Annotated in this window: 26 protein-coding genes; 16 read left to right on the forward strand and 10 right to left on the reverse strand. The window is 70.2% G+C overall.

Going from position 1 to position 26,359, the window contains the following annotated elements; all coding sequences use genetic code 11:
- Positions 1–16: 16 nt before the first annotated feature.
- The 3 genes from V5F59_RS04760 (at position 17) to V5F59_RS04770 (ending at position 3,752) form a co-directional block, all read left to right on the forward strand.
- Positions 17–1,012 carry a TRAP transporter substrate-binding protein gene (locus V5F59_RS04760; RefSeq protein ID WP_393980032.1) on the forward strand — a complete coding sequence of 332 codons (996 nt, stop codon included), beginning with the start codon at positions 17–19 and terminating at the stop codon, positions 1,010–1,012.
- Positions 1,013–1,127: 115 nt separating this feature from the next.
- Positions 1,128–2,057 (forward strand): dihydrodipicolinate synthase family protein, encoded by a 930-nt coding sequence (locus V5F59_RS04765; RefSeq protein WP_393980030.1) that lies wholly within the window; start codon positions 1,128–1,130, stop codon positions 2,055–2,057.
- 243 nt (positions 2,058–2,300) lie between these two features.
- A complete protein-coding gene (locus V5F59_RS04770; RefSeq protein ID WP_393980028.1) occupies positions 2,301–3,752 on the forward strand; it encodes an FAD-binding oxidoreductase in 1,452 nt (483 codons plus the stop codon).
- A gap of 3 nt (positions 3,753–3,755) precedes the next feature.
- On the opposite strand, the gene V5F59_RS04775 is transcribed toward V5F59_RS04770, so the two are convergent.
- From V5F59_RS04775 to V5F59_RS04790, 4 genes are all read right to left on the reverse strand, one after another.
- Positions 3,756–4,970 carry an MFS transporter gene (locus V5F59_RS04775; protein WP_393980026.1) on the reverse strand — a complete coding sequence of 405 codons (1,215 nt, stop codon included), beginning with the start codon at positions 4,968–4,970 and terminating at the stop codon, positions 3,756–3,758.
- A 150-nt stretch (positions 4,971–5,120) separates the two neighbouring features.
- Positions 5,121–7,181: a SpoIIE family protein phosphatase gene (locus tag V5F59_RS04780; RefSeq protein ID WP_393980024.1), complete on the reverse strand. Its 2,061-nt coding sequence runs from the start codon at positions 7,179–7,181 to the stop codon at positions 5,121–5,123.
- Entirely contained in the window at positions 7,181–8,014 is an 834-nt protein-coding gene (locus V5F59_RS04785) for a hypothetical protein (RefSeq protein WP_393980023.1), read from the reverse strand. Before V5F59_RS04785 ends, V5F59_RS04780 begins: the two co-directional genes overlap by 1 nt.
- Entirely contained in the window at positions 8,004–8,750 is a 747-nt protein-coding gene (locus tag V5F59_RS04790; protein WP_393980021.1) for a hypothetical protein, read from the reverse strand. The genes V5F59_RS04785 and V5F59_RS04790 overlap by 11 nt, the downstream gene beginning before the upstream one ends.
- A gap of 177 nt (positions 8,751–8,927) precedes the next feature.
- On the opposite strand from V5F59_RS04790, the gene V5F59_RS04795 reads away from it, so the two are divergent.
- The 8 genes from V5F59_RS04795 to V5F59_RS04830 all read left to right on the forward strand — a co-directional run bounded on the left by V5F59_RS04795 (position 8,928) and on the right by V5F59_RS04830 (position 16,125).
- Positions 8,928–9,590, forward strand: coding sequence for a hypothetical protein (locus tag V5F59_RS04795; RefSeq protein ID WP_393980019.1), 663 nt, complete (start codon positions 8,928–8,930; stop codon positions 9,588–9,590).
- Positions 9,587–11,578 (forward strand): MFS transporter, encoded by a 1,992-nt coding sequence (locus tag V5F59_RS04800; protein ID WP_393980017.1) that lies wholly within the window; start codon positions 9,587–9,589, stop codon positions 11,576–11,578. Before V5F59_RS04795 ends, V5F59_RS04800 begins: the two co-directional genes overlap by 4 nt.
- Positions 11,578–12,588, forward strand: a complete 1,011-nt coding sequence (locus tag V5F59_RS04805) for an ABC transporter substrate-binding protein (protein WP_393980015.1) — start codon at positions 11,578–11,580, stop codon at positions 12,586–12,588. The genes V5F59_RS04800 and V5F59_RS04805 overlap by 1 nt, the downstream gene beginning before the upstream one ends.
- Complete coding sequence (locus tag V5F59_RS04810; protein WP_393980013.1) at positions 12,585–13,256, forward strand: hypothetical protein; 672 nt, start codon at positions 12,585–12,587, stop codon at positions 13,254–13,256. Before V5F59_RS04805 ends, V5F59_RS04810 begins: the two co-directional genes overlap by 4 nt.
- Positions 13,257–13,358: 102 nt before the next feature.
- On the forward strand, positions 13,359–13,712 hold the full coding sequence (locus tag V5F59_RS04815; protein WP_393980011.1) for an STAS domain-containing protein: 354 nt from the start codon (positions 13,359–13,361) through the stop codon (positions 13,710–13,712).
- An 11-nt stretch (positions 13,713–13,723) separates the two neighbouring features.
- A complete protein-coding gene (locus V5F59_RS04820) occupies positions 13,724–14,167 on the forward strand; it encodes an ATP-binding protein (RefSeq protein WP_393980009.1) in 444 nt (147 codons plus the stop codon).
- A gap of 10 nt (positions 14,168–14,177) precedes the next feature.
- A complete protein-coding gene (locus V5F59_RS04825) occupies positions 14,178–15,839 on the forward strand; it encodes a Na/Pi symporter (protein ID WP_393980007.1) in 1,662 nt (553 codons plus the stop codon).
- Entirely contained in the window at positions 15,823–16,125 is a 303-nt protein-coding gene (locus V5F59_RS04830) for an STAS domain-containing protein (RefSeq protein ID WP_393980005.1), read from the forward strand. The genes V5F59_RS04825 and V5F59_RS04830 overlap by 17 nt, the downstream gene beginning before the upstream one ends.
- A gap of 37 nt (positions 16,126–16,162) precedes the next feature.
- Here V5F59_RS04830 and epmA read toward each other — a convergent pair whose 3' ends face one another.
- A complete protein-coding gene (epmA, locus tag V5F59_RS04835; protein ID WP_393980003.1) occupies positions 16,163–17,224 on the reverse strand; it encodes an EF-P lysine aminoacylase EpmA in 1,062 nt (353 codons plus the stop codon).
- A 139-nt stretch (positions 17,225–17,363) separates the two neighbouring features.
- On the opposite strand from epmA, the gene efp reads away from it, so the two are divergent.
- Positions 17,364–17,933 (forward strand): elongation factor P, encoded by a 570-nt coding sequence (gene efp, locus V5F59_RS04840; protein WP_393980001.1) that lies wholly within the window; start codon positions 17,364–17,366, stop codon positions 17,931–17,933.
- A gap of 115 nt (positions 17,934–18,048) precedes the next feature.
- Positions 18,049–18,465 (forward strand): response regulator, encoded by a 417-nt coding sequence (locus V5F59_RS04845; protein WP_393979999.1) that lies wholly within the window; start codon positions 18,049–18,051, stop codon positions 18,463–18,465.
- An 87-nt stretch (positions 18,466–18,552) separates the two neighbouring features.
- Here V5F59_RS04845 and grpE read toward each other — a convergent pair whose 3' ends face one another.
- Both grpE and hrcA read right to left on the reverse strand, forming a co-directional pair.
- A complete protein-coding gene (gene grpE, locus V5F59_RS04850; protein WP_393979997.1) occupies positions 18,553–19,191 on the reverse strand; it encodes a nucleotide exchange factor GrpE in 639 nt (212 codons plus the stop codon).
- Between the two features lie 150 nt (positions 19,192–19,341).
- Entirely contained in the window at positions 19,342–20,445 is a 1,104-nt protein-coding gene (gene hrcA, locus V5F59_RS04855; RefSeq protein ID WP_393979995.1) for a heat-inducible transcriptional repressor HrcA, read from the reverse strand.
- Positions 20,446–20,625: 180 nt separating this feature from the next.
- On the opposite strand from hrcA, the gene rph reads away from it, so the two are divergent.
- The 3 genes from rph to hemW all read left to right on the forward strand — a co-directional run bounded on the left by rph (position 20,626) and on the right by hemW (position 23,376).
- Positions 20,626–21,342, forward strand: coding sequence for a ribonuclease PH (rph, locus tag V5F59_RS04860; protein WP_393979993.1), 717 nt, complete (start codon positions 20,626–20,628; stop codon positions 21,340–21,342).
- The gene (gene rdgB, locus V5F59_RS04865) at positions 21,339–21,974 is read left to right on the forward strand and encodes an RdgB/HAM1 family non-canonical purine NTP pyrophosphatase (protein ID WP_393979991.1); all 636 of its coding nucleotides are present in this window, start codon (positions 21,339–21,341) and stop codon (positions 21,972–21,974) included. The genes rph and rdgB overlap by 4 nt, the downstream gene beginning before the upstream one ends.
- A gap of 202 nt (positions 21,975–22,176) precedes the next feature.
- A complete protein-coding gene (hemW, locus tag V5F59_RS04870) occupies positions 22,177–23,376 on the forward strand; it encodes a radical SAM family heme chaperone HemW (protein ID WP_393979989.1) in 1,200 nt (399 codons plus the stop codon).
- A 456-nt stretch (positions 23,377–23,832) separates the two neighbouring features.
- Here hemW and der read toward each other — a convergent pair whose 3' ends face one another.
- From der to V5F59_RS04885, 3 genes are all read right to left on the reverse strand, one after another.
- The gene (der, locus tag V5F59_RS04875) at positions 23,833–25,203 is read right to left on the reverse strand and encodes a ribosome biogenesis GTPase Der (RefSeq protein ID WP_393979987.1); all 1,371 of its coding nucleotides are present in this window, start codon (positions 25,201–25,203) and stop codon (positions 23,833–23,835) included.
- A 75-nt stretch (positions 25,204–25,278) separates the two neighbouring features.
- Positions 25,279–25,551, reverse strand: a complete 273-nt coding sequence (locus V5F59_RS04880; RefSeq protein WP_393979985.1) for a hypothetical protein — start codon at positions 25,549–25,551, stop codon at positions 25,279–25,281.
- Between the two features lie 25 nt (positions 25,552–25,576).
- Complete coding sequence (locus V5F59_RS04885; protein WP_393979983.1) at positions 25,577–26,284, reverse strand: tetratricopeptide repeat protein; 708 nt, start codon at positions 26,282–26,284, stop codon at positions 25,577–25,579.
- Between the last annotated feature and the right edge of the window lie 75 nt (positions 26,285–26,359).

Consider the following 26,359-nt stretch of genomic DNA (forward strand, 5'->3'; position numbering starts at 1 on the left):
TTCCCGGAGCCCCGTCATGACTCTGTCCCGTCGTCATTTCCTGCTGAGCGCCGCCGCCGGAGCCGCCCTCCCGCTCGCCGCCCCAAGCGTGGTGCGCGCCCAGGAGGCGCGGGAATTCCGCCTCGGCATCATCACCCCCGGTGGCCATCCCTGGAACGTGGCCGCCGACAAGGTGGGCGCCATGCTGAAGGAGGAGACCAAGGGCCGCCTCTCCATCACCGTCTTCCCCTCCGGCCAGCTCGGCAACGAGGCGGCCATGCTGCAGCAGATGCAGACCGGCGCCCTCGACATGGGCTGGATCATGACCGCCGAGCTCGGCTCGCGGGTGCCCACCATCGCCGCCATCAATGCGCCATGGGTGGTGGATTCCACCGCCAAGGCCGGCAAGCTGGTGCGCACCCCCCTCGCCCTCGGCATGTTCGACGTGCTGCCGAAGGAGACGGGCACGGTGGGCCTCGCCTGGGGCATCACCACCATGCGCGTCGTGTTCTCCGCGAAGCCCATCTCGGGCATCAAGGACCTCAACGGCATGAAGCTGCGCATCAACACGACGCCGGCCTACCGCGACTTCTACCAGCTGCTCGGCGCCGCCCCGACGCCCATTCCCACCCCGCAGGTGTTCGACGCCATGTCCAACGGCCAGGTGGACGGGCTGGAGGCCGACCTCGACTTCTCCTGGAACCAGCGCTTCGACAAGGTGTCGAAGACCATGCTGAAGATGGATGCCATCTTCATGCCGGTCATCGCCCTGGTCTCCGGCCGGGTGTGGCAGACGCTCTCGCCCGCCGACAAGGCGCTCATCACCAGGCTCACCAAGACGGCTCTCGACGCCCAGGTGGACGAGACCGTCACCAACGAGCCGGTGCTGCTGGAGAAGTTCAAGGCCGCCATCCCCATCAAGGTCGCAGAAGTGGCCGACCGCGAGAAGATCATCACCGAGTACGACAAGATCTGGCTGCCGAAGGCCCCGATCCTCGCCGACCTGCGAAAGGTGGGCGCCACCCTCAGCTGAACCCCGCGGGGCGGGCCGGGCCTGCCCCTTCTCCCGCACCGCGCGGGTGTGCCCCGCCTCCGCATGCCGCGGGGGCGGAACGGCCGCGCGCACCTTGAAGACAGGAAAGAGGACCATGAAGCCGGCCATCACCTGGGAAGGCGTCTTCCCCGCCGTGACCACGCAGTTCCGCGACGACTATTCCCTCGACATCGACGCCACCGCCAAGGTGATGGAGGGGCTGGTGCGCGACGGCGTGTCGGGCCTCATCGTGTGCGGCACGGTGGGCGAGAACACCTCCCTCGCCACGGCCGAGAAGATCCAGGTGATGGAAGCGGCCAAGTCCGTCGCCGCCGGCAAGGTGCCGGTCATCTGCGGCATCGCCGAATTCACCACCCAGTTCGCCATCAACACCGCGAAGGAAGCCGCCAAGGTGGGCGTGGACGGCATCATGCTCATGCCGGCCTTGGTCTATTCCTCGAAGCCGCACGAGACGGCGGCTCACTTCCGCACCGTCTCCAAGGCCACCGACCTGCCGGTGATGGTCTACAACAACCCGCCCATCTACAAGAACGACGTGACGCCGGACGTGATCGCCACGCTCACCGATTGCGAGACCATCGTCTGCTTCAAGGAGAGCTCGGGCGACACCCGGCGCTTCATCGACCTGCGCAACAAGGTGGGCGACCGCTTCGTCATGTTCGCCGGCCTCGACGACGTGGTGCTGGAGAGCGTGGCCGTGGGCGCGCAGGGCTGGGTGTCCGGCATGTCCAACGCCTTCCCGCGGGAGGGGGAGACCCTGTTCCGCCTGTGCCGCGCCGGTCGCTACGCCGAGGCAATGAAGCTCTACGAGTGGTTCATGCCGCTGCTCCACCTCGATGCGCGGCCGGACCTCGTGCAGTGCATCAAGCTGTGCGAGCACATCATGGGCCGCGGCACCTTCCTCACCCGCCCGCCGCGCCTGCCGCTGCTGGAGGACGAGAGGGCCGAGGTGGAGGAGCTGATGGCGGTGGCCCTCGCCAGCCGTCCCGAGCTGCCTGACGTGGGATTGAAGACCGCGGCCTGAGCCCGGCCCGCCGGCGTTTAAGCCGACGGCTCAAGCCGGGGCGTGCCGCTCCGTCGCGCGACGCGCGCTCTCCGGCCTTCCGCAGGGCGGCCGGAGAGGCGGGCCGGGGAGGGCGGGCAAGGGAAGGGCGCGGGGACCGGCACGCCCGCCGGGCCTTGCCTTCCGTAGCCCGCCTTCTTCCCCTCCCGCACCGCGTCACAGCGGATGCTTGCCCCGTCGCCGGGGCTGCGGCACCCTCCGGCCATGTCGAGCGTCGCGCCCCAGCCCCTTCTCCTCGATGCCGCCCGCCTCGCCGGACTGCTCGATCGCATCGCCGCGCGCATCGGCGCCGCTCATGTGGTGACGGATGCGGGCGACCTCGCCCCTCGCCTGGTGGAGGGCCGCGGCCTGTTTCATGGCGCGGCCCCTGCCATGCTGGAGCCGTCGTCCACAGAGGAGGTGGCGTTCATCCTCGCCCAATGTTTCGAAGCGGGCGTGCCGGTGGTGCCGCAGGGGGGCAACACGGGCCTCGTGGGCGGGCAGGTGCCGTTCGGCGCGCTGCTCCTCTCGCTCCGGCGGATGAGCTGCATCCGCGACCTCGACCCCGTCGACCTCACCGTGGTGGCGGAGGCCGGCTGCACGCTGCACCAGGTGCAGCAGGCGGCGGCGGAGGCTGGCTGCCTGTTCCCCCTTTCCATCGCCTCCGAGGGGACCTGCCAGATCGGCGGCAACCTCTCCACCAATGCCGGCGGCACCGCCGTGCTGCGCTACGGCAACATGCGCGAATTGACCTTCGGGCTGGAGGTGGTGCTGCCCGACGGGAGCGTCTGGAACGGCCTGTCCCGTCTGCGCAAGGACAACACCGGCTACGACCTCAAGGACCTCTTCATCGGCGCGGAGGGCACGCTCGGCATCATCACGGCTGCCGTTCTGCGGCTCTATCCGGCGCCCCGGGCCCGGGCGACCGCCCTCACCGGCCTGCCGGACCCCGAGGCGGCGCTGGCGCTGTTCCGCCGGCTGCGCGATGTGGCGGGTGACGCGCTGACCGGCTTCGAGATCCTGCCCCGCTTCGGCATGGAGACGGTGCTGAAGCACATTCCCGGCACCCCCCGCGCGCTGTCCGGCGATCATGCGTGGTACGTGCTCGCCGAGCTCACCTCCACCCGCCGCGACGACGATCTTTCCGCCCTCGCCCTCGACGTGTTCGGCGCGGCATTCGAGGCGGGCGAGATCGAGGATGCGGTGATCGCCGCGAGCGAGGCCCAGGCCGATGCCTTGTGGAAGCTGCGCGAGGCGCTGTCCGACGCGCAGAAGTTCGAGGGCGGCTCCATCAAGCACGACGTGTCGGTGCCGGTGTCCCGCGTGCCGCAGTTCATCGCCGAGGCGTCGCGGCGGTGCGCGCAGCATCTGCCGGGGCTGCGCGTGTGCGCCTTCGGCCACATGGGCGACGGCAACATCCATTTCAACCTCAGCCAGCCCGTGGGCATGGACAAGGCGGCCTACCTCGCCTTGTGGGAGGATTTCAACCGCATCGTCCACGATTTGGTGGCATCCCTCGGCGGTTCCATCTCCGCCGAGCACGGCATCGGCCTGCTGAAGCGCGAGGAGCTGACCCTCTACAAGGATCCCGTCGCGCTCCGGCTGATGGCGGCCCTCAAGGCCGCCATCGATCCCAGGGGCATCGCCAATCCCGGCAAGGTGCTGCTCGGGCCGTGATCCTTATTCGGCCGGCCGGCGGCGCACGGCGAAGGCGGTGAACACCGCAAGCGCCAGCGGTATCGCGGAGCCCACGAACACCAGCCGCGGCAGGTGATGGTCAAGCATCAGGCCGAACATGAGCGGGCCCACCAGCGAGCCGATGTCGTAGCCGGAATAGACCACGCCGAACACCTTGCCCGTCGCCCCGGCCGGCGCCGCCGCCCGCACCAGCACGTCGCGCGAGGGAGTGGTGAGGCCCATGCTCGCGCCCACCAGGATGATGAGGCCCACCGTCGCCACCGGAGGCACGGTGAGCACAGCGGCGAGCATGGCGAAGGCTGCTCCTGCGACGAGGCCCGTCATGGCCACCACATGGTGCCGGGTGGTGCGGTCGGCGAGGTGGCCGCCGATGGCGACGCCCGTGGTGTTGCCCGCCTGGAACAGGGCGACGGCGAGCGTCGCCAGCGCCACCGTGGCGCCGAAGCCCTCCTGCAAGGCGACGATGGAGAAGCTCTGGATGCCCGAGAGGGTCAACGCGGTGAGCAGGAAATAGACGAAGGCGGTAAGCACCACCGGCATGGCCAGCACCTGGAGGAATCCCGGTGCCTTCATCGCCGTGCCGTCGGCCCGGTGCGCGGCCACGGGCGCCACCTTCAGGGCGCCGCGCGAGGCGAGCAGGATGAGCCCGAGCACCACCACGCCGCCGCCCATTGCCAGCAGGGAGACGCGCCAGCCATAGGCGGTGCCGATGGCCGCGGAGACGATGGGCGACAAGGCGAAGCCGATGGAGCCGGCGATCACGTGCGCGGCGAAGGCGCGTCCCAGCCGCTGGGGCGCCACGCGGTGGCTGAGAATGGACAGGTCGGCCGGATGGTAGACCGCATTGCCGAGCCCGGCGAGGGCGGCCAGCGGCAGCAGCACGGCATAATGGGGCGCAAGGCCCATGGCCGCGGTGGCGGCGCCTTGCAGCAGCAGGCCGCTGAGCAGCAGGCGGTCGGCGCCGAAGCGGTCGACCAGGATGCCGGCGATCACCTGCCCCACGCCAGAGCACAAATAGAAGACGGAAAGCACGACCCCGAGCGCGAAGAAGGAGGCGCCGAGATCCGCCCGCATCATCAGGAACAGGGGGGCGAGGGCAAGCTGGAGGAGGTGGCTGCAGAAATGGGCGACCCCCACGGCGCCGATGGTGGAGACCTCCTGCGCCGGCCACGGGGCGGCGCGCATCTGGATGGACACTGTGTGCTTCTCCGTCCTTGCCGGCATGACGCCGGGGTCGGCCCGGGCTGTCCCGGCCGGCCGGTTCCTCCCCTCTTCCGGTTATGGTTCGGGTGAGGGTTCTCCCTCACCTCGTGCAACTTCAGCTCGCGCACCCTGGCCGGCGCGATCCTATCTCGTCCGGCGCGGCCCGTGCCCGCCGAAATAGCGCAGCGCGAGGCAGGTGATGTCGTCGGCCTGGGGGGCCCCGCGCTCGAAGACATGGACGGAGGCGAGCACCCGCTCGGACAGTTCGTGCACCGACCATTCGGAGGCGCCGGAGCGCAGCAACTCCTCCAGCCGTTCCTCGCCGTAGGGCGCCGTGTCCACGTCGAACGCCTCGGTCACGCCGTCGGTGTAAAGGAAAAGCGTGTCCCCCGGGGCGAGGTGCAGCTCGTGCTCCGCATAGACGAAGCCCTCCAGCACCGCCACCGCCATGCCTCCCGTGCTCGGCACGGTGCTGACCTCGCCCGAGCGGGCAACGCGATAGGGCAGGTTGTGGCCGGCATTCACATAAGTGACGCGCCCGGAGGACAGGTCGATGACACCGTAGAGCACGGTGACGAACAGCATCTGCTCGTTCTCCACCGCCAGGAGGTCGTTGAGGCGGCGGATGCAGCCCGCCGGCGAGCGCTCGAACAGGGCGGTGGAACGCAGGAGCGTGCGCGAGATGGCCATGAAGAGGGCCGCCGGCACGCCCTTGCCCGAGACGTCCGCCACCACGAAGCCGAGGGTGGTGTCGTCGATCATGAAGTAATCGTAGAAGTCGCCGCCCACCTCGCGCGCCGGCGTCATCTGGCCGTGCACGGCGACGCGGGCATCCGGATGGAATTCCTTGGGCAGGATGGCGAGCTGCACCTGGCGGGCGATCTCCAGCTCCTGCTGCAGGCCGGCGAGCTTGGTCTTGGTGATAAGAGCCTCGCGCAGCTCCACGACCATGGAGGACAGGCGGGTGTGCTGCTCGACGATGCGGCGGGAGAGGTCGTGCAGCACCCGGGCGACGCGCTTCAGCTCGTCGTCATGCTGCGGGTCGCTGCCCTCGCCGCTCTTGGCGAGCAGGGCCAGCACCTCTTCCCGGTCCGTGGGGTCGATGGCGTCGGCCAGCGCCTGCAGCTCGTTGCGGATCACCGCCTCCTGGCGGCGGCGGACGCGCTCGCGCTGGCGGCGGGATTCAGCCAGCGCCTGCACGTTGCCGCGCAGCGCCACCACCGCCGAGGCGATGCGGCCGATCTCGTCATTGCCGATGTGGCCGACGGTGACCGAGGTGTCGCCCCGCGACAGGGCCTGGAGCACGTCGATGGCGGCTTCCAGCGGGCGGAAGCTGTACCAGAGAAAGACGTTGAGCCCGACGACGCCCAGCAGCACCAGCGCGATGGCCCCGCCCGCGGCCCACTGGCGGATGAAGGCGGTGGCCTCCACCGTCTTGGTGGTGTCCACCATGCTCACCAGCGCGCCCACGGCGCTGCCGGAGATGTCGCCCACCGGGATGGAGGTGACATTGTAGATCCGCCCGTCGAGGGTCAGCCGGTCCGCCTTCGGGCGGCGGGGCGTGATGGAGAGCTTGGCGCGCTCCCACAGGCGGAAATCGGTGGAGGCCACCACGCGGCCGCGCAGGGTGACCAGGGTGGAGGTGGCACTGAGCCCGCGGGCGAAGCGCTCCATGCCCAGGGCCGCATTGCGCCCGAGCACCAGCACCGCCACGCCGCGGCCGGGCAGCTCGACGGTGCGGGTGGTGAGCACCACCACCTGCGTGGCGCTCACCTGCCTCAGGCCGGAGAGCACCTCGCCCTTGAGCGCGCGGTCGGCGCTGCCGGCGTCGAGCAGGTAGCGCACCGTGGCGCCGCCATCGCTGAAGATGACCTCGCGGTCGGCGCCGAACACTTCGAAATAGGTATCGTCGTCGGCGATGTTGACGCCGAGCTCCTGCAACGCGCCGGTGACGCCCTGCCGGTCGCTGAAGCCGAGGGCGATGCGGAAGGCGGATGACGAATCCACGCGCTCCAGGATGCGGCCGAGATTGGCGGTCTGGAAGGCGACGATCTCGCGCCACAGGACGGTCTGCCCGTCGATGGCGAGCTCGCCCTCCCGCTCCTGGGCGACCCGGTCGCGCAGGACGGTGGCGCCCCAGATGCCGAGCATCAGCAGGGTGAAGCCGAGCGCGACGATGAGCGTGATGCGGGTGCGCAGCAGCATCAGACCATACGCCCCTTCTCGGCGCGGGCGGGCGGTGCCATCACCTCGCGCCGCACGCGCTCCACGTCCGGCCTGAGCCCGCCGTCGAAATCAACCGCGAGAAGCTCCTCCGCATAGGATTCGAACACGGCGCGCCGCTCCACCACGCGGCGGTTGCCGTGCTGGAGCTCCCGCAAGGCGCGGCCCACGGCACCGTGCTGCGAGCCGCCGCGCATGCGCCGTCCGGTGTCCTCGCCGGTGCCGAAGTCGCCTTCCACGGCCCGAATCATTCCCGCCGTCAGCCGGTCCCGGGCCCGCTCGATGCCGGAGCCCACCAGCAGGCCCGCGGCGAGGGCGGAGAGGGCCGCGCAGATGACCACCACCACCGCCGCCTTCACCCCGATGTCGGCGAAGGAGGTGGCGAGCGCCGCGGGATTGGTGGTGACTTCCACCGAGGCCACGGTGTTGCCGTCCACCACCACCGGCGCGCTCACCGAATCAGCGCCCTGCTGCTCGCCGATGGCGCTGCGGATCTCGCGCCCGTCGGCGCCGCGCAGCACGATCTGCGTCAGCCCCGGGGTCCGGGCCAGGGTCTCCGACAGATGGGATTCGACGCCGGGCAGCAGCTTCAGGGGAATGCCGAACCGCGCCGCCTTCTCGAACTGCAGGGCGAGAGTGCGGGCGACCGAGGTGCCGATGACGAGGGCGTCGCGCCGGGCGCTCTCCTCCACCCGCGCCCGATAGCCGTCCACCAGCAGGGCCGCGGCGGCACCGCCGAGCACCAGGGTCAGGATCAGCGCGAACAGGCCGGTGAGCAGGCGCCCGCGCCCGCCTTCGGGGGGCTCAGGCTGCATCGTCGAGGGCTCCAAGCTGGCCAAGGCCGCGGTCCACCTGGGCTTCCGCCTGCCGCCAGCTGTGCAGGGTGCTTTCCGCAAGCACCGAAAGGGTGCCGTCCTCCCGTGCGGTGGTCCCGTCGTCGCGCAGGATGCGGGCCACCCGGTCGAATGGGCGTGTGAGGACATAGACGAAGATGCCGGCGGCCGCGGCGGCAAGCAGCGCCGCGACAACGCTCAGGGAGGCGGTGCGCGTCGCAAGGTCGAGGCCGAGGCGGTCCGCGCGCGCCGAGCGCGCCTCGTCGGATACGGTGATGGAGATGCCGCCGGCGACGCCGAGGTCGTTCTCGAAGCGTATGCCGAACACCGTATCCCCGCGCTCCACTGTGGTCCAGACTTCGTCGGTGTTGAGCCGGCGCACCCAGCCCGGGCTCACCTCCTCGCCGATCACGCTGCGATCGGTGGAGAAGATGGCGCGCCCGGCGGCGTTGAACACGTCGATGGCGAGGATGGAGGGGTCGCCCGCCTTCTCCCGCTCGATCCGCGGCTGCAGCAGCGACACCTGGTCCAGCTGCAGGCCGATGGAGAGATTCGCCTCGGTGGAGCCCCTGAGGGTGCCGAGCAGATTGGAGACGCGGGCCCGCTCGATCTCGGCGCCCACCCGGTCGCTTGCATTGAACGCAATCACCGCGACCGCCACCACGGCGGCGATCACGGAGAGGGCGGCAACCAGGATGAGCCGGCTTACGAAAGTCATGCGCAAAACTTTGGAAGGATGACCGGCGGGACGTTAACCGGGCTCCGGGAACCAAACCAGACAAAAAACTCCGGCGCGGCGAAAAAACCTTCAATGTCAGTCGACTTTTCGTGGCATGAAGGGCTTGGCACGGAGCACTTGCCGGCTGGCGCAACCCTCCACCCGGATGCTGGGGACATGACGCGGACGACCCTCGGACTGATCGCGGTGTTCGCGCTGATCGCGGCGGCCTGCGTCTCGTTCGGAGCCTATTTTTCCTACGTGACCCTGCTCAACGCCCACAAGGCGACGGTCGAGGCGCGATTCGTCATCACGGCGCAGCGCGTGGCGGACGTGGCAGGGCAGGCTGCCTCCCTCGGCATCGCCCTGCCGGCGCAGCAGACGGTCAGCGAGATCCTCTCCCGGGAAAGCCGAATCGAGAAGGCGGTCCAGTCCATGGACCTTGTGGACGAGCGCGGGACGGTGCTGTTCTCCAGCGATCCCGCGCGTCCCGGCGTCCCGGCGGCGGATGGCGGCGGCGGGCGGGTGGTCGCCCCGGTGCGCAACGACCTCGGCCAGACCATCGGCAGCGTCGTGGTGCGCTATGACCGGGCGATCCTCGCCACCGGCGCCGACGCCCTGGGCGGCGACCTGCAGCGGATCGCGCTGCCCACCCTCGGCGGGGCCTGTCTCGCCACCATCCTGATCGGCATGCTGCTTGCTGCCGCCCTGCGCCGGGCGGTCCGGCGGGCCGCCGAGCCGGCCCTGTGGCCGCCGGCGGCGAAGGCGGCCCTTGCCGCCGCGGCTTCCGTACACCGGCGGGTGGGCGTCGACCCCGAAGGGGGGCGGAGGGGCGCATGATCGGTCTGCGCGGCGGCATTTCCATCGCCATCGCCATCGTCCTGTGCGCCGCGCTGGCCGTCATCGGCTGGGGCGCGCAGCGGGCGGCGAACCGCACCATCGTGCCCGAGATCACCGCCAAGGCCAATTCGGTCGGCCGCTCGGCGGCCGGCCTGGTGGAGCGGGCCCAGACCCTCGGCATACCGTTCGAGAAGCTGGTGGGCGTCTCCGACTATTTCGACGACCTCAGGGACGCCAACGTCGAGTTCGCCGAGATGATCCTCGTCGGCCAGGACGGCAGCGTCCTCGCCCGTTCGGGCGACGCCTCCGGCTTTGTGGACGCGCCCTCCGTGACCACACCGGTCACCGACCGGGACGGGAGGCACGTGGGCGACCTGGTGATCGTCATCGATCCCTCCGCAGTGTCCGCGCAGGTGGCGGCGGTGCTGGTGGACGTGGCCTTCATCGGCATCGTCTCGCTGCTGGTGGCGCTGGAACTGGTGGCGCTGGTGGTCGGCTCGAGCGGCATCGAGGCCCTCGTCGCCGTGGAGCAGCGGCTGCGCGCGCTCGCCCGCGGCCGGCTGGCGCGGCACGACACCGGCGCCGGCACCAGCGCGCGCGGCCTCATCTCGCCCATCGACCGCCACATGGATGCGCTGGGCGCGCGCCATGCCCGGCTGCGCGCGGAGGCGGAGCATCGGGGCGACCGGGATGCGCTCGCCCGGCTCGACGAAGTGGGGGAGCGTACCGGCCTCGGCCAGGTGCAGCCGGTGGAAAGCCAGGCGGCGGTGGCGGTGCGGCCCGCCCTGTTCCTGTTCATGCTCGCCGAGGAACTTACCCGCCCGTTCCTGCCGCGGTTCGCGCAGGCGCTGGGCGCGGGTGGCGGAGTCGCGCCGGATCTGGCCGCGAGCCTGCCCATCGTCGCCTTCATGGCAGTGGTGGCGCTCTGCCAGGTGCCGTTTGCCGGCGTGTCCGAGCGGTTTGGACGGCGCAACGGCTTCCTCGCCGGGGCGCTGCTGGCTGCTGCCGGCTACGCGCTCTCGGCGGTCAGCCCTTCCTATGGCCTCTTCATCGCCGCGCGGATCGCCACCGCCATCGGCTATGCGCTGGTGTTCGTCTCGGCGCAGGGACACGTGGTGGACCATTCGGCGGGCGCGGCCCGCGCCGCGGCGCTTGCGGTGTTCGTGCGCGCCATCATGGTGGCGAGCCTGTGCGGCCCGCCTATCGGTGGCGTGATCGCCGACCGGCTGGGCGCCTGGGCCGCCTTCTCCACCTCCTGCGGCCTGGCGCTGGTGGCCCTCGCGGTGGCCGGCCTCACCCTGCCGGGCCGTGCCAGGAATGCCCACGCGGGTCCCGGCATCGGCCTTTCGGACCTCAAGCAGGCGGCACGGGCGCCGGGCCTCCTGGCGCTGCTGTTCGGCTGCGCCTTCCCGGCCAAGTTCCTGTTCGCTGCCTTGTGCTTCCTGCTGGTGCCCCTGGAGTTGCAGCACCAGGGCTATTCGGCCGCGGCCATCGGCCGGTTCCAGATGATCTATCCCATCATCATGGTGGTGGCGGTGCCCTTCTTCGCCGCCCTGGCCGACAAGTATGAAATGCGCCACGGCTTCGTGGTGGCGGGCGCCCTCGTCTCCGGCATCGGCGCTGTGCTGGTGCCGCTCCAGCCCTCCATCGCCCTGATCGTCGTCGCCCTCGTCGCCCTCGGCTACGGGCAGGCCATGTCCATCGCATCCCAGTCGGCTTTGGTCGCGGACACGGCGACCGCCATGGGCGGGGCGCGGGCCGCCGGCGTGCTCGGCCTGTTCCGGCTGGTGGAGCGCTCCGGCAACGCCGCCGGGCCGGCCAGCGCCGGATTTCTGTTGGCGACACTGGGATTTGCCTCCGCAACGGCATTTCTCGGCGCGGTGGTTGTAGCGGGGGCGCTCATCTTTAGGCTATCCGGGCGCGGAGGACCCGCCGTACACTCCCGCCGCGCCGCATCGGCCGCCGCATCCGAAGGAGGCTCCGCCTGATGGACCGCCGCTCGCTTCTTGCCCTGGGCCTCGGCGCCGGCGCCGCGACCCTCACCGGCGGGCTCGCCCGCGCCCAGGCCCAGTCCGGACCGTTCCGCATCCTGATGCTGACGTTCCGCGGCGACACCGACGTGGAGCGCGGCTTCCGCGACTATTTCGCCGCCAACGAGATCAAGGTGGAGTTTCTCACCCGTGACGTGGAGCGCGACGCGGCCAAGGTGAAGCCCATCCTCGCGGAGGCCCTGCCCACCTTCAAGCCGGATCTGATCTACACCTACGGCACGCCCAACACGCTGGCCGTGGCGGGCCCCTACGACGCGCCGGCGGACACCAATTTCGTGCGCGATATCCCGGTGGTGTTCGCGCTGGTGGCGGCGCCGGTGCAGGTGAAGATCGCCCCCTCGCTCATCTCCTCCGGCCGCAACGTGACGGGCGCCGTCCACGTGGTTCCCACCGATGTGCAGATGCGCGCCATGCAGAGCTACAAGGCCTTCAAGAAGGTGGGCGTGATCTACTCGCCCAACGAGAAGAACTCGCTTGCCATCATCGACGAGATGAAGGCCTTCTGCGCCGGCATCGGCGCGACCGTGGTGGCCCAGCCCCTCAACATGGACGGCAACCGCCCCACCGCCGACGGCGTGGAGGACATGGTGCGCGCCATGCGCTCCAACGGCGCCGACTGGCTGTACCTGCCCGCCGACACCTTCCTTGCCTCCATCTTCGGCCGGGTCGGTCCGGTCGCCCTCTCGGTGGGCCTGCCCACTTTCGGGGCGACGGAATTCTTCATGCGCGAGGGGCAGGGGCTCGTCGGGCTGGTCAGCCGCTTCTATTCGGTCGGTCAGCTCGCCGCGTCCAAGGCGGCGGCGATCCTCGTCAATCGCCGCCCGCCGCAGGACATCCCCATCGAGACGGTGAAGCGCTTCACCCTCATCATCAATCTCAAGGTCGCGAAGGAACTGGGGATCTATCCCCCCATCGCGATGCTCAACTATGCGGAAGTGGTTACATGATGCGCGGTGCGTTGGCGGTTTCATCGGATCTGACGCTGCGTCGTCTCACCCTTTCGGATCTGGCGGCGGTGGACGAGCTGAACCTGCTGGCTGTCGGCCCGAGGATCGACCCCAACGTGGTGAAGCCCGAGAGCCATGCCTATTTCGAGAGCATCTTCGCCGGGCGCGGTTTCTTCGTTGGCGTGTTCGACGGTCCGCTGCTCGTCGCCTATGCCATCCTCCAGCATGACCATGCGGCGAAGGACGACCCGCGCGAGAGCCTCGGCCTGCCGCCGGGCGCGCCGGTGGGGCGGCTCGCCGGGGCGCGCGTGGCGCCGGCGTATCGGGGCCGGCATCTGCAGCGGGCGCTCATCGCCGCCCGCGTCGCCGCCGCACCGCCGGACATGCTGCTGTTTTCCACCGCCGCGCCGGTGAACACGCCGAGCTGGTGCAACCTGCTCGCCGAGGGCTTCCCCATCCGCGACATCCAGTTCTTCTTCGGCGGCTATGCGCGGTACCTCATGGTGCGCGACGGCAGCAGCTACGATCCGGCGGCATCCATCGTCGTCGATCCGCTCGATACCGAACGGCAGAAGGTGCTGTTTGCCGAGGGATGGCGCGGCTATGCGCGCGGCCAGCTGGAGACCGGCGCGCCCGGCGTCATTTTCGGCAAGCCGGCCCTTGGGTAAGCGGGCTATTTCCGCGGAGGCGCGACTTCACTAAACTGTCGCAGCAATCGACCAACCTGTGAGCTGGCCCGCCCGCGGCGGGACGACGAGAGACGCTGCTGCATGAAGATCGAGAGGACTTCCCTCGGCCCGGACATCGTGCTCGTCAGCCTGGACGGGCGGCTCGACATGGCCGGCGCCGCCCTGGTGGAGCCGGACTTCAAGGTGGCCTGCGGCGCGGCGCGGCTGCTGCTCGTCGATCTTTCGCGGACGCCGTTCATGGCTTCCATCGGCATCCGCCTGCTGCTCGCCGGCGCCAAGGGCCTGCACAAGAAGGGGGGCGAGATGCGACTGTTCGCCTGCGATCCCCAGGTGGAGAAGGTGCTGAGGTCCACCGGCGTCGACCAGCTCGTGACCATCCACGCCACGCGGGACGAGGCGCTCGCCGTTGCGGGCGTCGGGTCCGGCCCGAACTGACGGCCGCAGCCATGTCCGCGCCCGCTGCCGGCACGCTGGTCTCCGCCCTCGACGTGGGGGCGGCCATTGACGACATCACCGACGCCACCAGCTGGCTCGGCGCCGTGGCGGAGGAGGAGGGCTGGCCGGAGGCCACCCGCTTCGCCCTCGAGCTGAGCCTCGAGGAGGCCCTGACCAATGTGGTCTCCTACGGCTTCCAGGGCACGCATGCCGCCCCACGGATCCGCATCGAATGCTACCGGCTGCCCGAGGGACGGGTGGCGGTGCAGCTGATCGACAACGGCATCCCCTTCGATCCCACCCTGCTCGCCGAGCCGGAGGTGCCCGATTCCATCGAGGATGCCAAGATCGGCGGCCACGGGGTGCAGTTGATGCGGCATTTCCTGGAAACCCTCGCCTATGCCCGCGAGGGAGAGGAAAACCACCTCACCCTCGTCGCGCGCCGCCCCGCGTGAGGGCGCGGCCATGACCGGTCCGGCTCTCGTCGCGGCGGAGATCCTGGCCGGCCTGGGGCTCCTGTTCGTGGGCCTGAAGACCATGTCGGCCCATCTCCAGCAGGCCACGGGCCGCAAGGTGCGGCGACTGCTGCGCGGGGCCACGCGCTCGCCTTTCGTCGGCCTCTTGTGCGGGGCGCTGGCCGGGGCTGCCACCCAGTCCAGCAATGCGGTGGCGGTGGTCAGCGGCAACCTCGTGCGCGGCGGCGTCTTCACCACCCGCGATGCCATCCCCATCGTCGCCGGCGGCAATGTGGGCACGGCGCTTCTGGTGTTCATCGCCGCCATCGATTTCCGGCTCGTGATCTTCTATCTCCTGGCGGCGGTGGGCTTCTCCTACCACCTGAGGCTCGACCGCAAGCCGGCGCTGAAGGAATGGATGGGCGTCGCTCTGGGCCTCGCCCTCGCGCTGCTCGGCCTGGATTTCATCAAGCGGGGGCCGGGGGAGATCGACATCTCCTCTTTCTCCAGCCTCCTCCAGGATGGCGTGCCGCCCTGGATCGGCTTTGCGCTCGGCTTCGTCGTCTCGTGCCTCACCCAATCCTCCTCCACCCCCACCATCCTTGTGGTGGCGTTGATCCAGGCGCATTTCTTCGGGCTCGCAGAGGCCTTCTTCATGGTGCTGGGGGCCAATCTCGGCTCCGGCGTCGCGGCCCTGTTGTCGGCCGGGGGACTGGAGGGCACCGGCCGACAGCTGTGCTACGCGCATGTGCTGGTGAAGGCGGTGGGGTGCCTGATCGTCGGCCTGCTGTTCGCGGGGACGGCGGCGGCGGGGCTGGAGCCGCTCGGCTGGCTCTCCGCTGAGGGTGGCGGGCGCGCGTCCGCCTCCATCTCGGTGCTGTTCTTCCTGCTGCAGCTGGCGGGCGCCGTGCCGGTGGCCTTCGGACGCGGTGCGGCGGAAAGGGTCGCCGCCGCCCTCAGTCCGCCCACGGTCGAGGACGACGCCTCGCGGCCACGCTTCATCCACGAGCAGGCGCTGGAGGACCCGGCGACGGCGCTCGACCTCTCCGAGCGCGAGGCGGTGCGGCTGATCCGCCTCTTGCCCCTGCTGCTGCCCGATCTCGACCGGGCGGAGGAGGGGGAGGCGGCGGTGCGGGTCGGCATGTGGCGCGGCGGCGCATCGGTCGGGCTCGCCATCGAGCATTTCCTCGCCGATCTCATCGCCCGCGGCATGCCGCGCGAAAGCCTGCGCATCGCCCTCCACCACCAGTCGCTGATGGAGACGGTGCGGACCCTCCAGGACACGCTGCACGACTTCACCGAGGTGATCGAGGGCTTCGAGGATGTTCCCCCGCTGGCCTTCAACCTGTCGGAGGCGCTGCGCACCATCGTCATGTCCCTGGCGGACGCCATGGACGGGGGCGATGACGATCTTGATCTGATCATCGCGCTGGCGGCCGACCGCAGCGAGCTTCTCAACAGGATTCGCCGCCAGCTTGCCGCCACCGCCACGGGCCTGGAAGCCGATACGCGGCAGCTCCTGCTCGCCACCAGCCTGTTCGAGCGAGCCGTCTGGCTGGTGCGCCGCATTGCGGTGGCGTTGCGCACCCCTGATAATGAGACTAAGCGGGAGGCATCCGACGGTACGGATGCAGATCTGAAGCGGGTAGGGGCCGATGCACATCGAGCGTGAGCTGGTCGGAAGCGAAGTGGTGCTGAAGGTGGCCGGGCGGCTCGATACGCCCAATGCGAAGCCCTTCGAGGCAAGCCTGATGGAGGTCGTCTCCACCACGGAGGGCGGCATCGTCGTCAACCTCGCGGGGGTGGACTACGTCTCCTCGTCGGGCCTCAGGGCGTTGCTGGTGGCGGGCAAGGCCATGCGCAGCGCCAAGCGCAAGCTGGCGCTCTCCTCGCTCCAGCCGCAGATCCGCGAAGTCTTCGACATCTCCGGCTTCTCGACCCTGTTCGAGATTTCCTGACCTCCGAAAAAGCCGCCGGCCGGCGATCGGGTCAGCCTCAGGGCGCCGCCACCGGCGCCCACAGCACGTCCTCGATGCGGCGGGCCCCGCAGGCGAGGGCGGCCAGGCGGTCGAAGCCGAGGGCGCAGCCGCTCGCATCGGGCATGATGGCGAGGGCCGCGAGGAAATCGGCATCGATGGGGTAGCGCTCCCCATAAAGGCGCTCCTTCTCGGCCATGTCCGCCTCGAATCGCCGGTTCTGCTCCGCCGGATCGGTCAGCTCGCCGAACGCATTGGCGAGCTCCAGCCCACAGGCATAGAGCTCGAAGCGCTCGGCGAAGCGCGGATCGTCCGGCTTGGGCCGGGCGAGCGCCGCCTCGCTCACGGGATATTCGCACAGCACCGTTGCCCGGCCGCTGCCGAGGTGGGGCTCGATGCGCTCCACCAGCACGCGGGAGAAGATGTCCGCCCAGGTGTCGTCCGGCGCGGTGCGGATGCCCTTCTCCGCCGCCACAGCCGCGAAAGGCAGGGCGTCCGGCGCGGCGCCGGGAGCGGGCAGGAGGGCTTCGAGGTCAATGTCCGCATGGCGCGCGAAGGCCGCGGCCAGCGTAAGCCGCTCCGGCTGGGCGAAGGGATCGCAGGTGCGCCCACGCCAGGAAAAGGTTTCGACACCGCCCGCCCTGGCCGCCAGAGCGAGGAGACGCGCGCAGTCGTCCATCAGCTCCGTATAAGGGGCGCCGGCGCGGTACCATTCCAGCATGGTGAATTCGGGATGGTGCGCCATGCCGCGCTCGCGGTTGCGGAACACGCGGGCCATCTCGAAGATGCGGGGCTCCCCCGCCGCCAGCAGCTTCTTGGCCGCAAATTCCGGCGATGTGCGCAGATAGAGGCGGTGCCGGGTCCCGTCCGGGGCGATCAGATCGGTGGCGAAGGCGTGCAGGTGCGCCTCGTTGCCGGGCGAAACCTGGAGCACCGGCGTCTCGACCTCCAGGAAGCCCGCGTCGGCGAAAAAGCCGCGCAGCGCCGAGGCGATACGTCCCCGCGCCAGCAGGAACGGACGCCGGTCCGCATGCACATGGGGGCTCCACCAGGGGCTCGGCGCGGAATGAAATACCGCCATGGCGTGATAATCCTTGTTCCGGCAGGGTCCGGGGGCCTATAGGCGGGGTGAGACTGGCATTGCGCGCGAAGATCGCTATGTTGCGCGCCGACGCTCCCAAGCGGCACGCCGCCGCTACTTAGTTCAAGGAAGACGCGACGTGGTCAAGGTTATCGCCAGCTCTCTGCGCAAGGGCAACGTGGTCGACATCGACGACAAGCTGTACGTGGTGCTCACCGCCGAGAACATCCACCCCGGCAAGGGCACGCCGGTCACGCAGCTCGACATGCGCCGCATCTCCGACGGCGTGAAGATCTCCGAGCGCTACCGCACCACCGAGCAGGTGGAGCGCGCCTTCGTGGAAGATCGCCCGCACACCTTCCTGTACGAGGATTCGGACGGCTACACCTTCATGAACCCGGAAACCTACGATCAGGTGACCGTGCCGAAGGACGTGATGGGCGACCTGTCCGTGTATCTCCAGGAAGGCATGGAATGCATGCTCTCCACCCACAACGGCGTGCCCATCGCCATCGAGCTGCCGGCCCGCGTGACCCTCGAGATCGTGGACACCGAGCCCACCGTGAAGGGGCAGACCGCTTCCTCCTCGTACAAGCCCGCCATGCTTTCCAATGGCGTGCGCACCATGGTGCCGCCGCATATCTCCGCGGGCACCCGCGTGGTCATCATGACCGCCGACGCCTCCTACGTGGAACGCGCCAAGGACTGATCCCCGGCCCGACGGCTTGGCGTCAGGCGGCTCGTCTCTTGCTTGCTTCGGATGGAACCTTTCCGGGCTTCCATCCGTTGAGCTGGAAAGGGGCAGTCCAGCCAGGCGTTTAGTGATGAATTATTCGGGAATTCGGGTGCTGGTGGTCGAGGACGAGTTCCTCGTCGCGCTTGGCCTGGAGGATAACCTTCGGTCACTCGGCTATAGTGTGGTGGGGCCCGTCTCCACCCTTTCGGCCGCCATGGAGGCGGCCATGGTGGAGCAGGCGGACGTCGCCATTCTCGACGTGAACCTTAATGGCGAGCCGGTCTATCCCGCTGCGGCCATTTTGGCCGACCGCGGCATCCCCTTCCTGTTCTGCTCTGGCTACACGGGCACGGTGCGCGCGCCCCGCCAGTTCACGGATGTGCCGCGGGTGGCCAAGCCCTACACCAGTCGCGTGATTGCCGATGCGCTGGCGGAGCTGCTTTCCGGCGGCCCCTCGCGCAATGCGCCCGCCCGGCGCGATGCCTCGGCCTCCAGCGAAGCCTGAAGCCCCCCGCTCAGAGACGGACCTGAGACGAAAAAAGCCGCGCCGGGACGCCCCACGCGGCTTTTTCGTCCGGTATTCATGGACCGGTCAGGCGGCCCCGGCTTCCTTGCTGGGGGTGGCCTCGGCCTTCGGTCCGCCGCGGGCGACGCCCACCATGGCAGGGCGCAGCACGCGCTCGCCGATCACGTAGCCGGCCTGCACCACCTGCACCACCGTGCCCGACGGCACGTTGGGATCCGGTACCTCGAACATGGCCTGGTGGAGGTTCGGATCGAACTTCTCACCCTTCGGCTCGATGCGGCGGATGCCGTGCTTCTCCAGCGCCTTGCCAAGGCCGCGCTCGGTCAGCTCCAAGCCTTCCAGCAGCGCCTTCAAGGGACCTTCGGCCGATGCCCTGGTCGTCTCTTCCACCGAGCCGAGCGCGCGGGAAAGGTCGTCCGCCACGTTCAGCATGTCGCGGGCGAAGGAGGCGATGCCGTAGGTCTTGGCATCCTGGACCTCCTTCTCCGCGCGGCGGCGGATGTTTTCCGATTCCGCAAAGGCGCGCAGGAACTTGTCCTTGAGATTTGCGATCTCTCCCTCGAGACGCTTGAGCTCGCCGTCGTCCGACTTGATCTGCGCATCGGCGGTGGCGAGGGCTTCCGCCTCGGCGGTCGCCTCATTCACGCCCGCACCGTTTTCGCTCGCGTCGCCGCCGGTTTCGGGCGCGCGCTTCTGCTCGCTCATCCGGTTTCTTCCCCTGCCTTGAGATTCGCCCCGCTCGCGCAGGGCAGAGGCCAACTTTCCCCGCGCATATCGGGGCGGGTGCGGGAAAAATCAAGTCTGCGCGACACGTGGCGCACGGCTTGTCGCAAGGATGAGGCGATCCCTGGCGCCTCAGGCGGCATCCATTCCCGGCGCGCCGAGCACGCGGCTGACGAGGCGGGCGGTGAAATCCACCATGGGGACGATGCGCCCGTAATTGAGCCGGGTGGGCCCGATGACGCCGAGCACCCCCACCACCCGGCCTTGCCCGTCGCGGTAGGGCGCGACGATGGTGGAGGAGCCGGAGAGGGAGAACAGCCGGTTCTCCGATCCGATGAAGATGCGCAGCGCCTGGGCTTCCTCGGCCCGGCCCAGCAGGTCTACCACCTCCCGCTTGGTCTCGAGGTCGTCGAACAGCAGGCGGATGCGCTCCAGATCCTCAAGCGCCCTCAGGTCTTCCAGCAGCTTGGCCTGGCCGCGGACGATGAGCTTGCGCTCGCCCGCCTCCTCCGCTCCGGACCAGGTGGCGAGGCCTTCCTCCACCACCCGGGCGGTGAGGGTGTCGAGGTCCCGCCGCAGGTCCGCGAGCAGGCTCTCCATCTCCGAGCGGGCCTCGGCGAGGGTGCGGCCGCGGATATGGGCATTCAAGAAGTTCGTCGCCTCCGTCAAAGCCGATATCGGCAGGCCGGGCGGCAATTGGAGGGCGCGGTTCTCCACCTGCCCGTCCTCCGAGACGAGGATGACGAGGGCGCGCCCCGGCTCCAGCGGAACGAACTCCACATGCTTCAGGCGGGGGTCGGTTTTCGTAGCGGTGACAACGCCTGCGCCCCGGGCGAGGCCGGAGAGCAGGGTGGAGGCCTCCTGCAGCACCCCCTCCACCGTGGTGGACTTGGCCGCGGCCATCACCTGGGTCTCAATATTGGTGCGGTCGCGCTCGTTGATATCGCCGATCTCAAGCAGAGCATCGACGAAGAAGCGCAGCCCGCGTTCCGTGGGCAGGCGCCCGGCGCTGGTGTGGGGGGCGAAGATGAGGCCCGCCGCCTCCAGGTCCGCCATCACGTTGCGCACGGAGGCGGGGGAGAGCGTCATGGGGATGAGGCGCGAGATGTTGCGCGAGCCGACCGGCTCACCGGTGGCCAGGTAGCTCTCCACGATCTGGCGGAAAATCTCCCGCGCCCGCTGGTCGATCTGGGCGAGGCCGCCGGAGGTCAGGGGCAGGAACGGATCGAGCGCCACGTTTCACCTGCCTCCGTGCTTTGACTGTCGGCACGGGCCCTTGCCCGCGTGCCGTATTATGTGGCCACGAAGGCACGCCTGTTCAAGCGTTTCCCGCGCGGCGCCGGCGCGCCTTGCTTGGCTCCTGCGCCCGCCCGCTCTAAAAGGGGCGCCCGATGGTTCCATGAAGAGGTATGTCCCATGCGCCCCAGCAAGCGCGCCGCCGACCAGATGCGCGCCGTGTCCTTTGAACGGGGCGTCATGCGCCACGCGGAAGGCTCCTGCCTGGTGAAGTTCGGCGACACCCACGTGCTCGTCTCCGCCACGCTGGAGGAGCGCCTGCCGCCGTGGCTGAAGGGCCAGGGCCGCGGCTGGGTGACGGCGGAATACTCCATGCTGCCCCGCGCCACCCACGACCGGACCCGGCGCGAATCCACGACCGGCAAGCAGTCCGGCCGGACCCAGGAGATCCAGCGCCTCATCGGCCGCTCCCTGCGCTCGGTGACGGACCTGGTGGCCATGGGGGAGAAGCAGATCACCCTCGACTGCGACGTGCTCCAGGCCGACGGCGGCACCCGCACCGCCTCCATCACCGGCGCCTGGATCGCCCTGCACGACTGCCTCAGCTGGATGCGCTCGCGCTCCATGATCAAGGAGATGCCGCTGAAGGACCATGTGGCGGCGGTCTCCTGCGGCATCTATGAGGGCGCCCCGGTGCTCGACCTCGACTATGCCGAGGATTCGGTGGCCGAGACGGACGCCAACTTCGTCATGACCGGCACCGGCGGCATCGTCGAGATCCAGGGCACGGCGGAGAAGACCCCCTTCACCCAGGACGAGCTGCTCTCGCTGCTGGGCCTCGCCCGCGCCGGCGTGTCGGAGCTGGTGGCCCTTCAGAAGCAGGCCATCGGCGGATGAGCCACCGCCAGCTCACCGGCCGCCTCGTGGTGGCGACCCACAATCCCGGCAAGCTCATCGAGATGCGGATGCTGCTGGAGCCCCACGGGGTGGAGGCGGTGTCCGCGGGCGAGCTGGGCCTGAGCGAGCCGGAGGAGACGGAGACCACCTTTTCCGGCAACGCCCGGCTGAAGGCGGTGGCGGCGGCCATGGCCGCCAGCCTGCCCGCCTTCGCCGACGATTCCGGCCTCGTCATCGATGCGCTCGGCGGGGCGCCCGGCATCCATACCGCCCGCTGGGCGGGGCCGGACCGGGACTTCGAGATGGCCATGGAGAAGGTCGAGGCGGAACTCAGGAAGGTGGGCGCCGCCGCGCCGGAGCAGCGCCATGCCCGCTTCGTCTCGGCGCTGTGCATCGCCTGGCCGGACGGGCACCTGGAAGAGTTCGAGGGCACCGTGGACGGCACCCTGGTATGGCCGCCGCGGGGCGCCAAGGGCTTCGGCTACGATCCCATGTTCCTTCCCGAAGGCCATGTGAAGACCTTCGCCGAGATGACGGCGGACGAGAAGCATGCCATGCCGCCCAAGGGCTTCGGCCTGTCCCACCGGGCGCGGGCCTTCCTCAAGCTGTCGCAGGCGTGCCTGAGGGGATGAGCCCGGCGTCCACCGGCCGGCTGAAGCATCAGCGGAAGGCGGGCCGGGGCCCGGCGCCAGGCTCCGGCGCGGCGGGCGCGCCCCATGCGTCGCGTCCATTCGCACGCGCCTTCGGCAATCTCTTGCGCGGGGTCCCAGCCCGCCTTCCACTGCGCTACGCTTTGTTGCAGGTGGCCGGGACGCGGGGCGGAGTGAAAGGACAATGACCGTTACCGCAACGACTGAAACCACGCAGCGTCCTGCCGTCGCCGCCGAGGCGGATGCCCAGGGCGGCTTCGGCGTCTATGTCCACTGGCCCTTCTGCAAGGCCAAGTGCCCGTATTGCGACTTCAACAGCCATGTCCGCCAGTCTGCGCCGGACCAGGAGCGCTTCGTCGCGGCCTTCCGGCGGGAGATCGCGCACATGCGCGCCCTCTCCGGTCCCCGGCGGGCGCAGACGGTGTTCTTCGGCGGCGGCACGCCCTCCCTCATGGCGCCGGAGACGGTGGGCGCCATCCTTGCGGCCATTGACGCGGCCTGGCCGCTGACGGCGGACGCCGAGGTGACGCTGGAGGCCAACCCCACCTCGGTGGAGGCGGAGCGCTTCCAAGGCTACCGGGCGGCGGGGGTCAACCGGGTGTCGCTGGGGGTGCAGGCGCTCGATGACGCGGACCTCAAGGGCCTCGGCCGCATGCATTCGGTGGCGGAGGCGCTGGAGGCGGTGGGCATCGCCCGCCGGGTGTTCCAGCGCGTGTCATTCGACCTCATCTACGCCCGCCCGCGCCAGACCCCGGAAGGCTGGGCGGCCGAGCTGAGGCGTGCGCTGGCCGAAGGCTGCGAGCACCTCTCCCTCTATCAGCTGACCATCGAGCCCGGCACGCCCTTCGAGCGGCTGTATGGCGCCGGCAAGCTCATCCTGCCGGATGACGACATGTCCCGCGCCTTGTGGGACGTGACGCAGGCCGTCACCGCCGAGGCCGGGCTTCCCGCCTACGAGGTCTCGAACCACGCCCGGCCGGGGGCGGAGGCGCGGCACAACCTCATTTATTGGCGCTACGGCACCTATGCCGGCATCGGCGCCGGGGCCCACGGGCGGCTGCTGGTGGATGGGCAGCGCCGCGCCACCTTCACCGAGCGCGCGCCGGAAGGCTGGCTCGCGCGTGTGGAGGCCGCCGGCCACGGCATTGTCAGCGACGAAGCGCTGGCGCTGGAGGAGCAGGCGGACGAGATGCTGCTCATGGGCCTGCGCCTGAAGGAAGGCGTGGACCTCGCCCGCCACGCCCGCCTCGGCGGGCATGTGGAGGCCGGCCGCATGGCGGCGCTGGAGGCGGAGGGGCTCGTGGCGCGGGCGGGCGACCGCCTGCGGGTGACGGATGCCGGCTTCCCGGTGCTGAACGCGGTGATCGCGGCGCTGGCGGGGTAGGGGCTGGCAGGGTAGGGCGGGCGCGTGTTCGTTGCCGGGGCGCGCCGCGGGCGCGATGACGGAGGGACGAGCCCGCTTTCTCCGGACCAGCGGCGGCGCAGTCGGCGCGCCGGGCCGGCAGGCAGGGGAAAGTTCGGCGAAGCCGCCGATACCTGTCGCCGATACCCGCTGCGGCGCCGATGAAGCTGCCCGCGACAGAGTCCCGCGCTGGGCCTCGCGCCGGGTTCCGGCTCTCCTTCCGAGCTGCGCTGGAGCCGGCCGGGGCATGTGGAGAGCTTTGCTCGGCCGTCGTCCTCTCGGGCGGGCTCGCGCGACTGCATGCGTTGCACGATCGCCATCGCCCGGCTGGTCCGAGTTGATGCTCGGGCCTGAGGCGGTCCGGCGCATATGCCCCCCCTGGCGGGCAGGGGAGGACGCCTGCCTGAAGGGCGGTTCTCCCTGTGGAGGCGACCGCGCTCACTCGGCGTAGGGGTTGTCCTTCTCGCGCAGGGTGATGCGGATGGGCACGCCGGGCAGGTCGAAGTTTTCCCGCAGGCCGTTCACCAGGTAACGCACATAGCTCTCCGGCAGCGCATCGGGACGCGAGCAGAACAGCACGAACGACGGGGGGCGCGCCTTGGGCTGGGTGATGTAGCGCAGCTTCACGCGGCGGCCGGAGACGGCCGGCGGCGGGTGGGTGTCCGTCACCTGCTGGAGGAAGCGGTTCAGCGGGTTGGTGGCGATGCGCTTGTTCCACACCTTGTGGGTCTTGGCGACCGCTTCCACCAGCTTGTCGAGCCCATGCCCCATGAGGCCGGAGACCGGCACGATGGGCAGGCCCTTCACCTGCGGCAGAAGACGGTCCGCCTCCTCGCGCAGGCGGGTGGCGAGGCCGCCGCGGGCGATGAGGTCCGACTTGTTGTAGCCGATGACGAGGGCCCGGCCCTCGCGCGCCACCAGGTCGGCGATGCGCAGGTCCTGCTCCTCGAAGGGGTGGGTGGCGTCGATGAGCAGCACCACCACCTCGGCGAACTTCATGGCGCGCAGGGCATCGGCGGCGGAGAGCTTCTCCAGCTTGTCCTCGATGCGCGCGCGCTTGCGCAGGCCGGCGGTGTCGAACACCTCCAGCCGCACGCCGGCATAGCTTACCTCCACCGAGATGGAATCGCGGGTGATCCCCGCCTCCGGCCCGGTGAGCAGGCGGTCCTCGCCCAGCAGGCGGTTGATGAGGGTGGACTTGCCCGCGTTCGGGCGGCCCAGCACCGCCACCTTGATGGGGCGCTTCGGCTTGTCGTCGGCCTCGTCCTGCGGGGCTTCCTCGTCCTCGTCTTCCTCCTCCGCCGGCCGGGTCTGCTCGGGCAGGGCCGCGCAGATGGCGTCGTAGAGGTCGGAGAGGCCCTCGCCGTGCTCGGCGGACAGGGGCACCGGATCACCGAGGCCGAGGCCAAAGGCCTCCAGCGCGCCCGCCTCGCCGCCGCGACCCTCGCTCTTGTTGGCCACCAGGATCACCGGCTTGCCCGAGCGGCGCACCAGCGCGGCGAAGGCACGGTCGGTGGGGGTGAGGCCGACGCGGGCGTCGATCATGAACAGGATGGCGTCCGCATCCGCGATGGCGGCCTCCGTCTGGGCGCGCATGCGGCCCTCGAGGCTGGCGGCGTCGGCCTCCTCGAGGCCCGCGGTGTCCATGATGCGGAAGGAGAGGTCGCCGAGCCGCGCGTCCCCCTCCCGCCGGTCACGGGTCACGCCCGGGCGGTCGTCCACCAGCGCGAGCTTCTTGCCCACGAGGCGGTTGAAGAGGGTGGACTTGCCCACATTGGGGCGGCCGACAACGGCCAGGAGGAAGCTCATGAGGGGACCGAAGGTGCTCCGTTGATGCCACGGCGGCCTTGCGGCCCGGATCGGCCGGGAAAGGACCCGGCGCTGTTACTGCTGTTGCTGCTGCGGCTTCGCGTTGCCGCCCGAGGGCGGCGGCAGCTGGTCGATGGTGACGGGCTTGCTCGGCTGGCCGAGGCGGGAGGAATAGTCCACCCCCGGCACGCCTTCCGGAAACACCGGCTGGCGGGTGCCGGGCACCGGCTTCTTCTGCTGCTCGAAGGGATTCCAGCCGTCCAGCGATTCGCAGCCCGCCACCGTCAGCGCGAGGGCGAGCCCCAGTGCCACGCGCAGGGGCTTGAGAATGCCGCTCTTGATCTTCATGGGGCGATCCTTCCGCTCGGAATGGTCACTGCGTCGCGGCGGGACCCGCCGCGGGGGCCGCTGGGGCGGTGGCGTCGGCCGTGGGCGCCGCCGCGCCGGCCGTCAGTCGCCGCACCAGTTCCGCGCGGGAGCGCACCCCGGGCGGCGTCGCCGCGTCGGAGGTGATCTCGGTGGCGGTCTTGTTGGCGGCGGCGGCATCGCCCGCCTTCAGCTGGGCGAGGGCCAGCACCTCGCGCGCCGAATGGCGCAGCGGGCCGGTGCCGGAGGCGATGGAGGCGACGCGCTGGTTCACGTCGGCAAGGCTCGCCGTATCCACAAGAATGAGCGCCGCGCGCAGCTGCGCCAGCTGCCGCATCAGCGGATCGAGCCTGCCATCGGCCGCGAGGGCGTCGAACGCGGCGACGCCGGCCGCCTTGTCGCGCGTGGCGGCAGCGGCGGCGGCGCGGAACAGGGCCACGGTGCGGTAGCCGCCCGGTGCATCCTTGGCGAGGGCGGCGAAGGCGGCCTCCGCCTCCTGAAGCTTGCCCGCTTCGGCAAGCTGGGCGGCGGCGGCAAACGCGACGCTGGCCGTCACCGCCTGCTGGTGGCGCCAGAACTTGTAGCCGCTCCAGGCGCCGGCCGCGACCACGACCAGCACGAGGAAGCCAATGATGAGCCCGCCGAAGCGGTCCCACAGCTTGCGCAGGCGCTCGCGCCGGAGGTCTTCCTCGATCTCGTGAAAAATGTCCGTCATGGGTCCGCGACTTCGGGGTGGGCCGGCGCGCCGGCAGAAGGGCGCGTAAAGTATCCATGCGGCTGCATCGTGGCA

It is taken from the genome of Xanthobacter nonsaccharivorans (assembly GCF_043194755.2).
Classification (GTDB): Bacteria; Pseudomonadota; Alphaproteobacteria; order Rhizobiales; family Xanthobacteraceae; genus Xanthobacter; species Xanthobacter autotrophicus_G.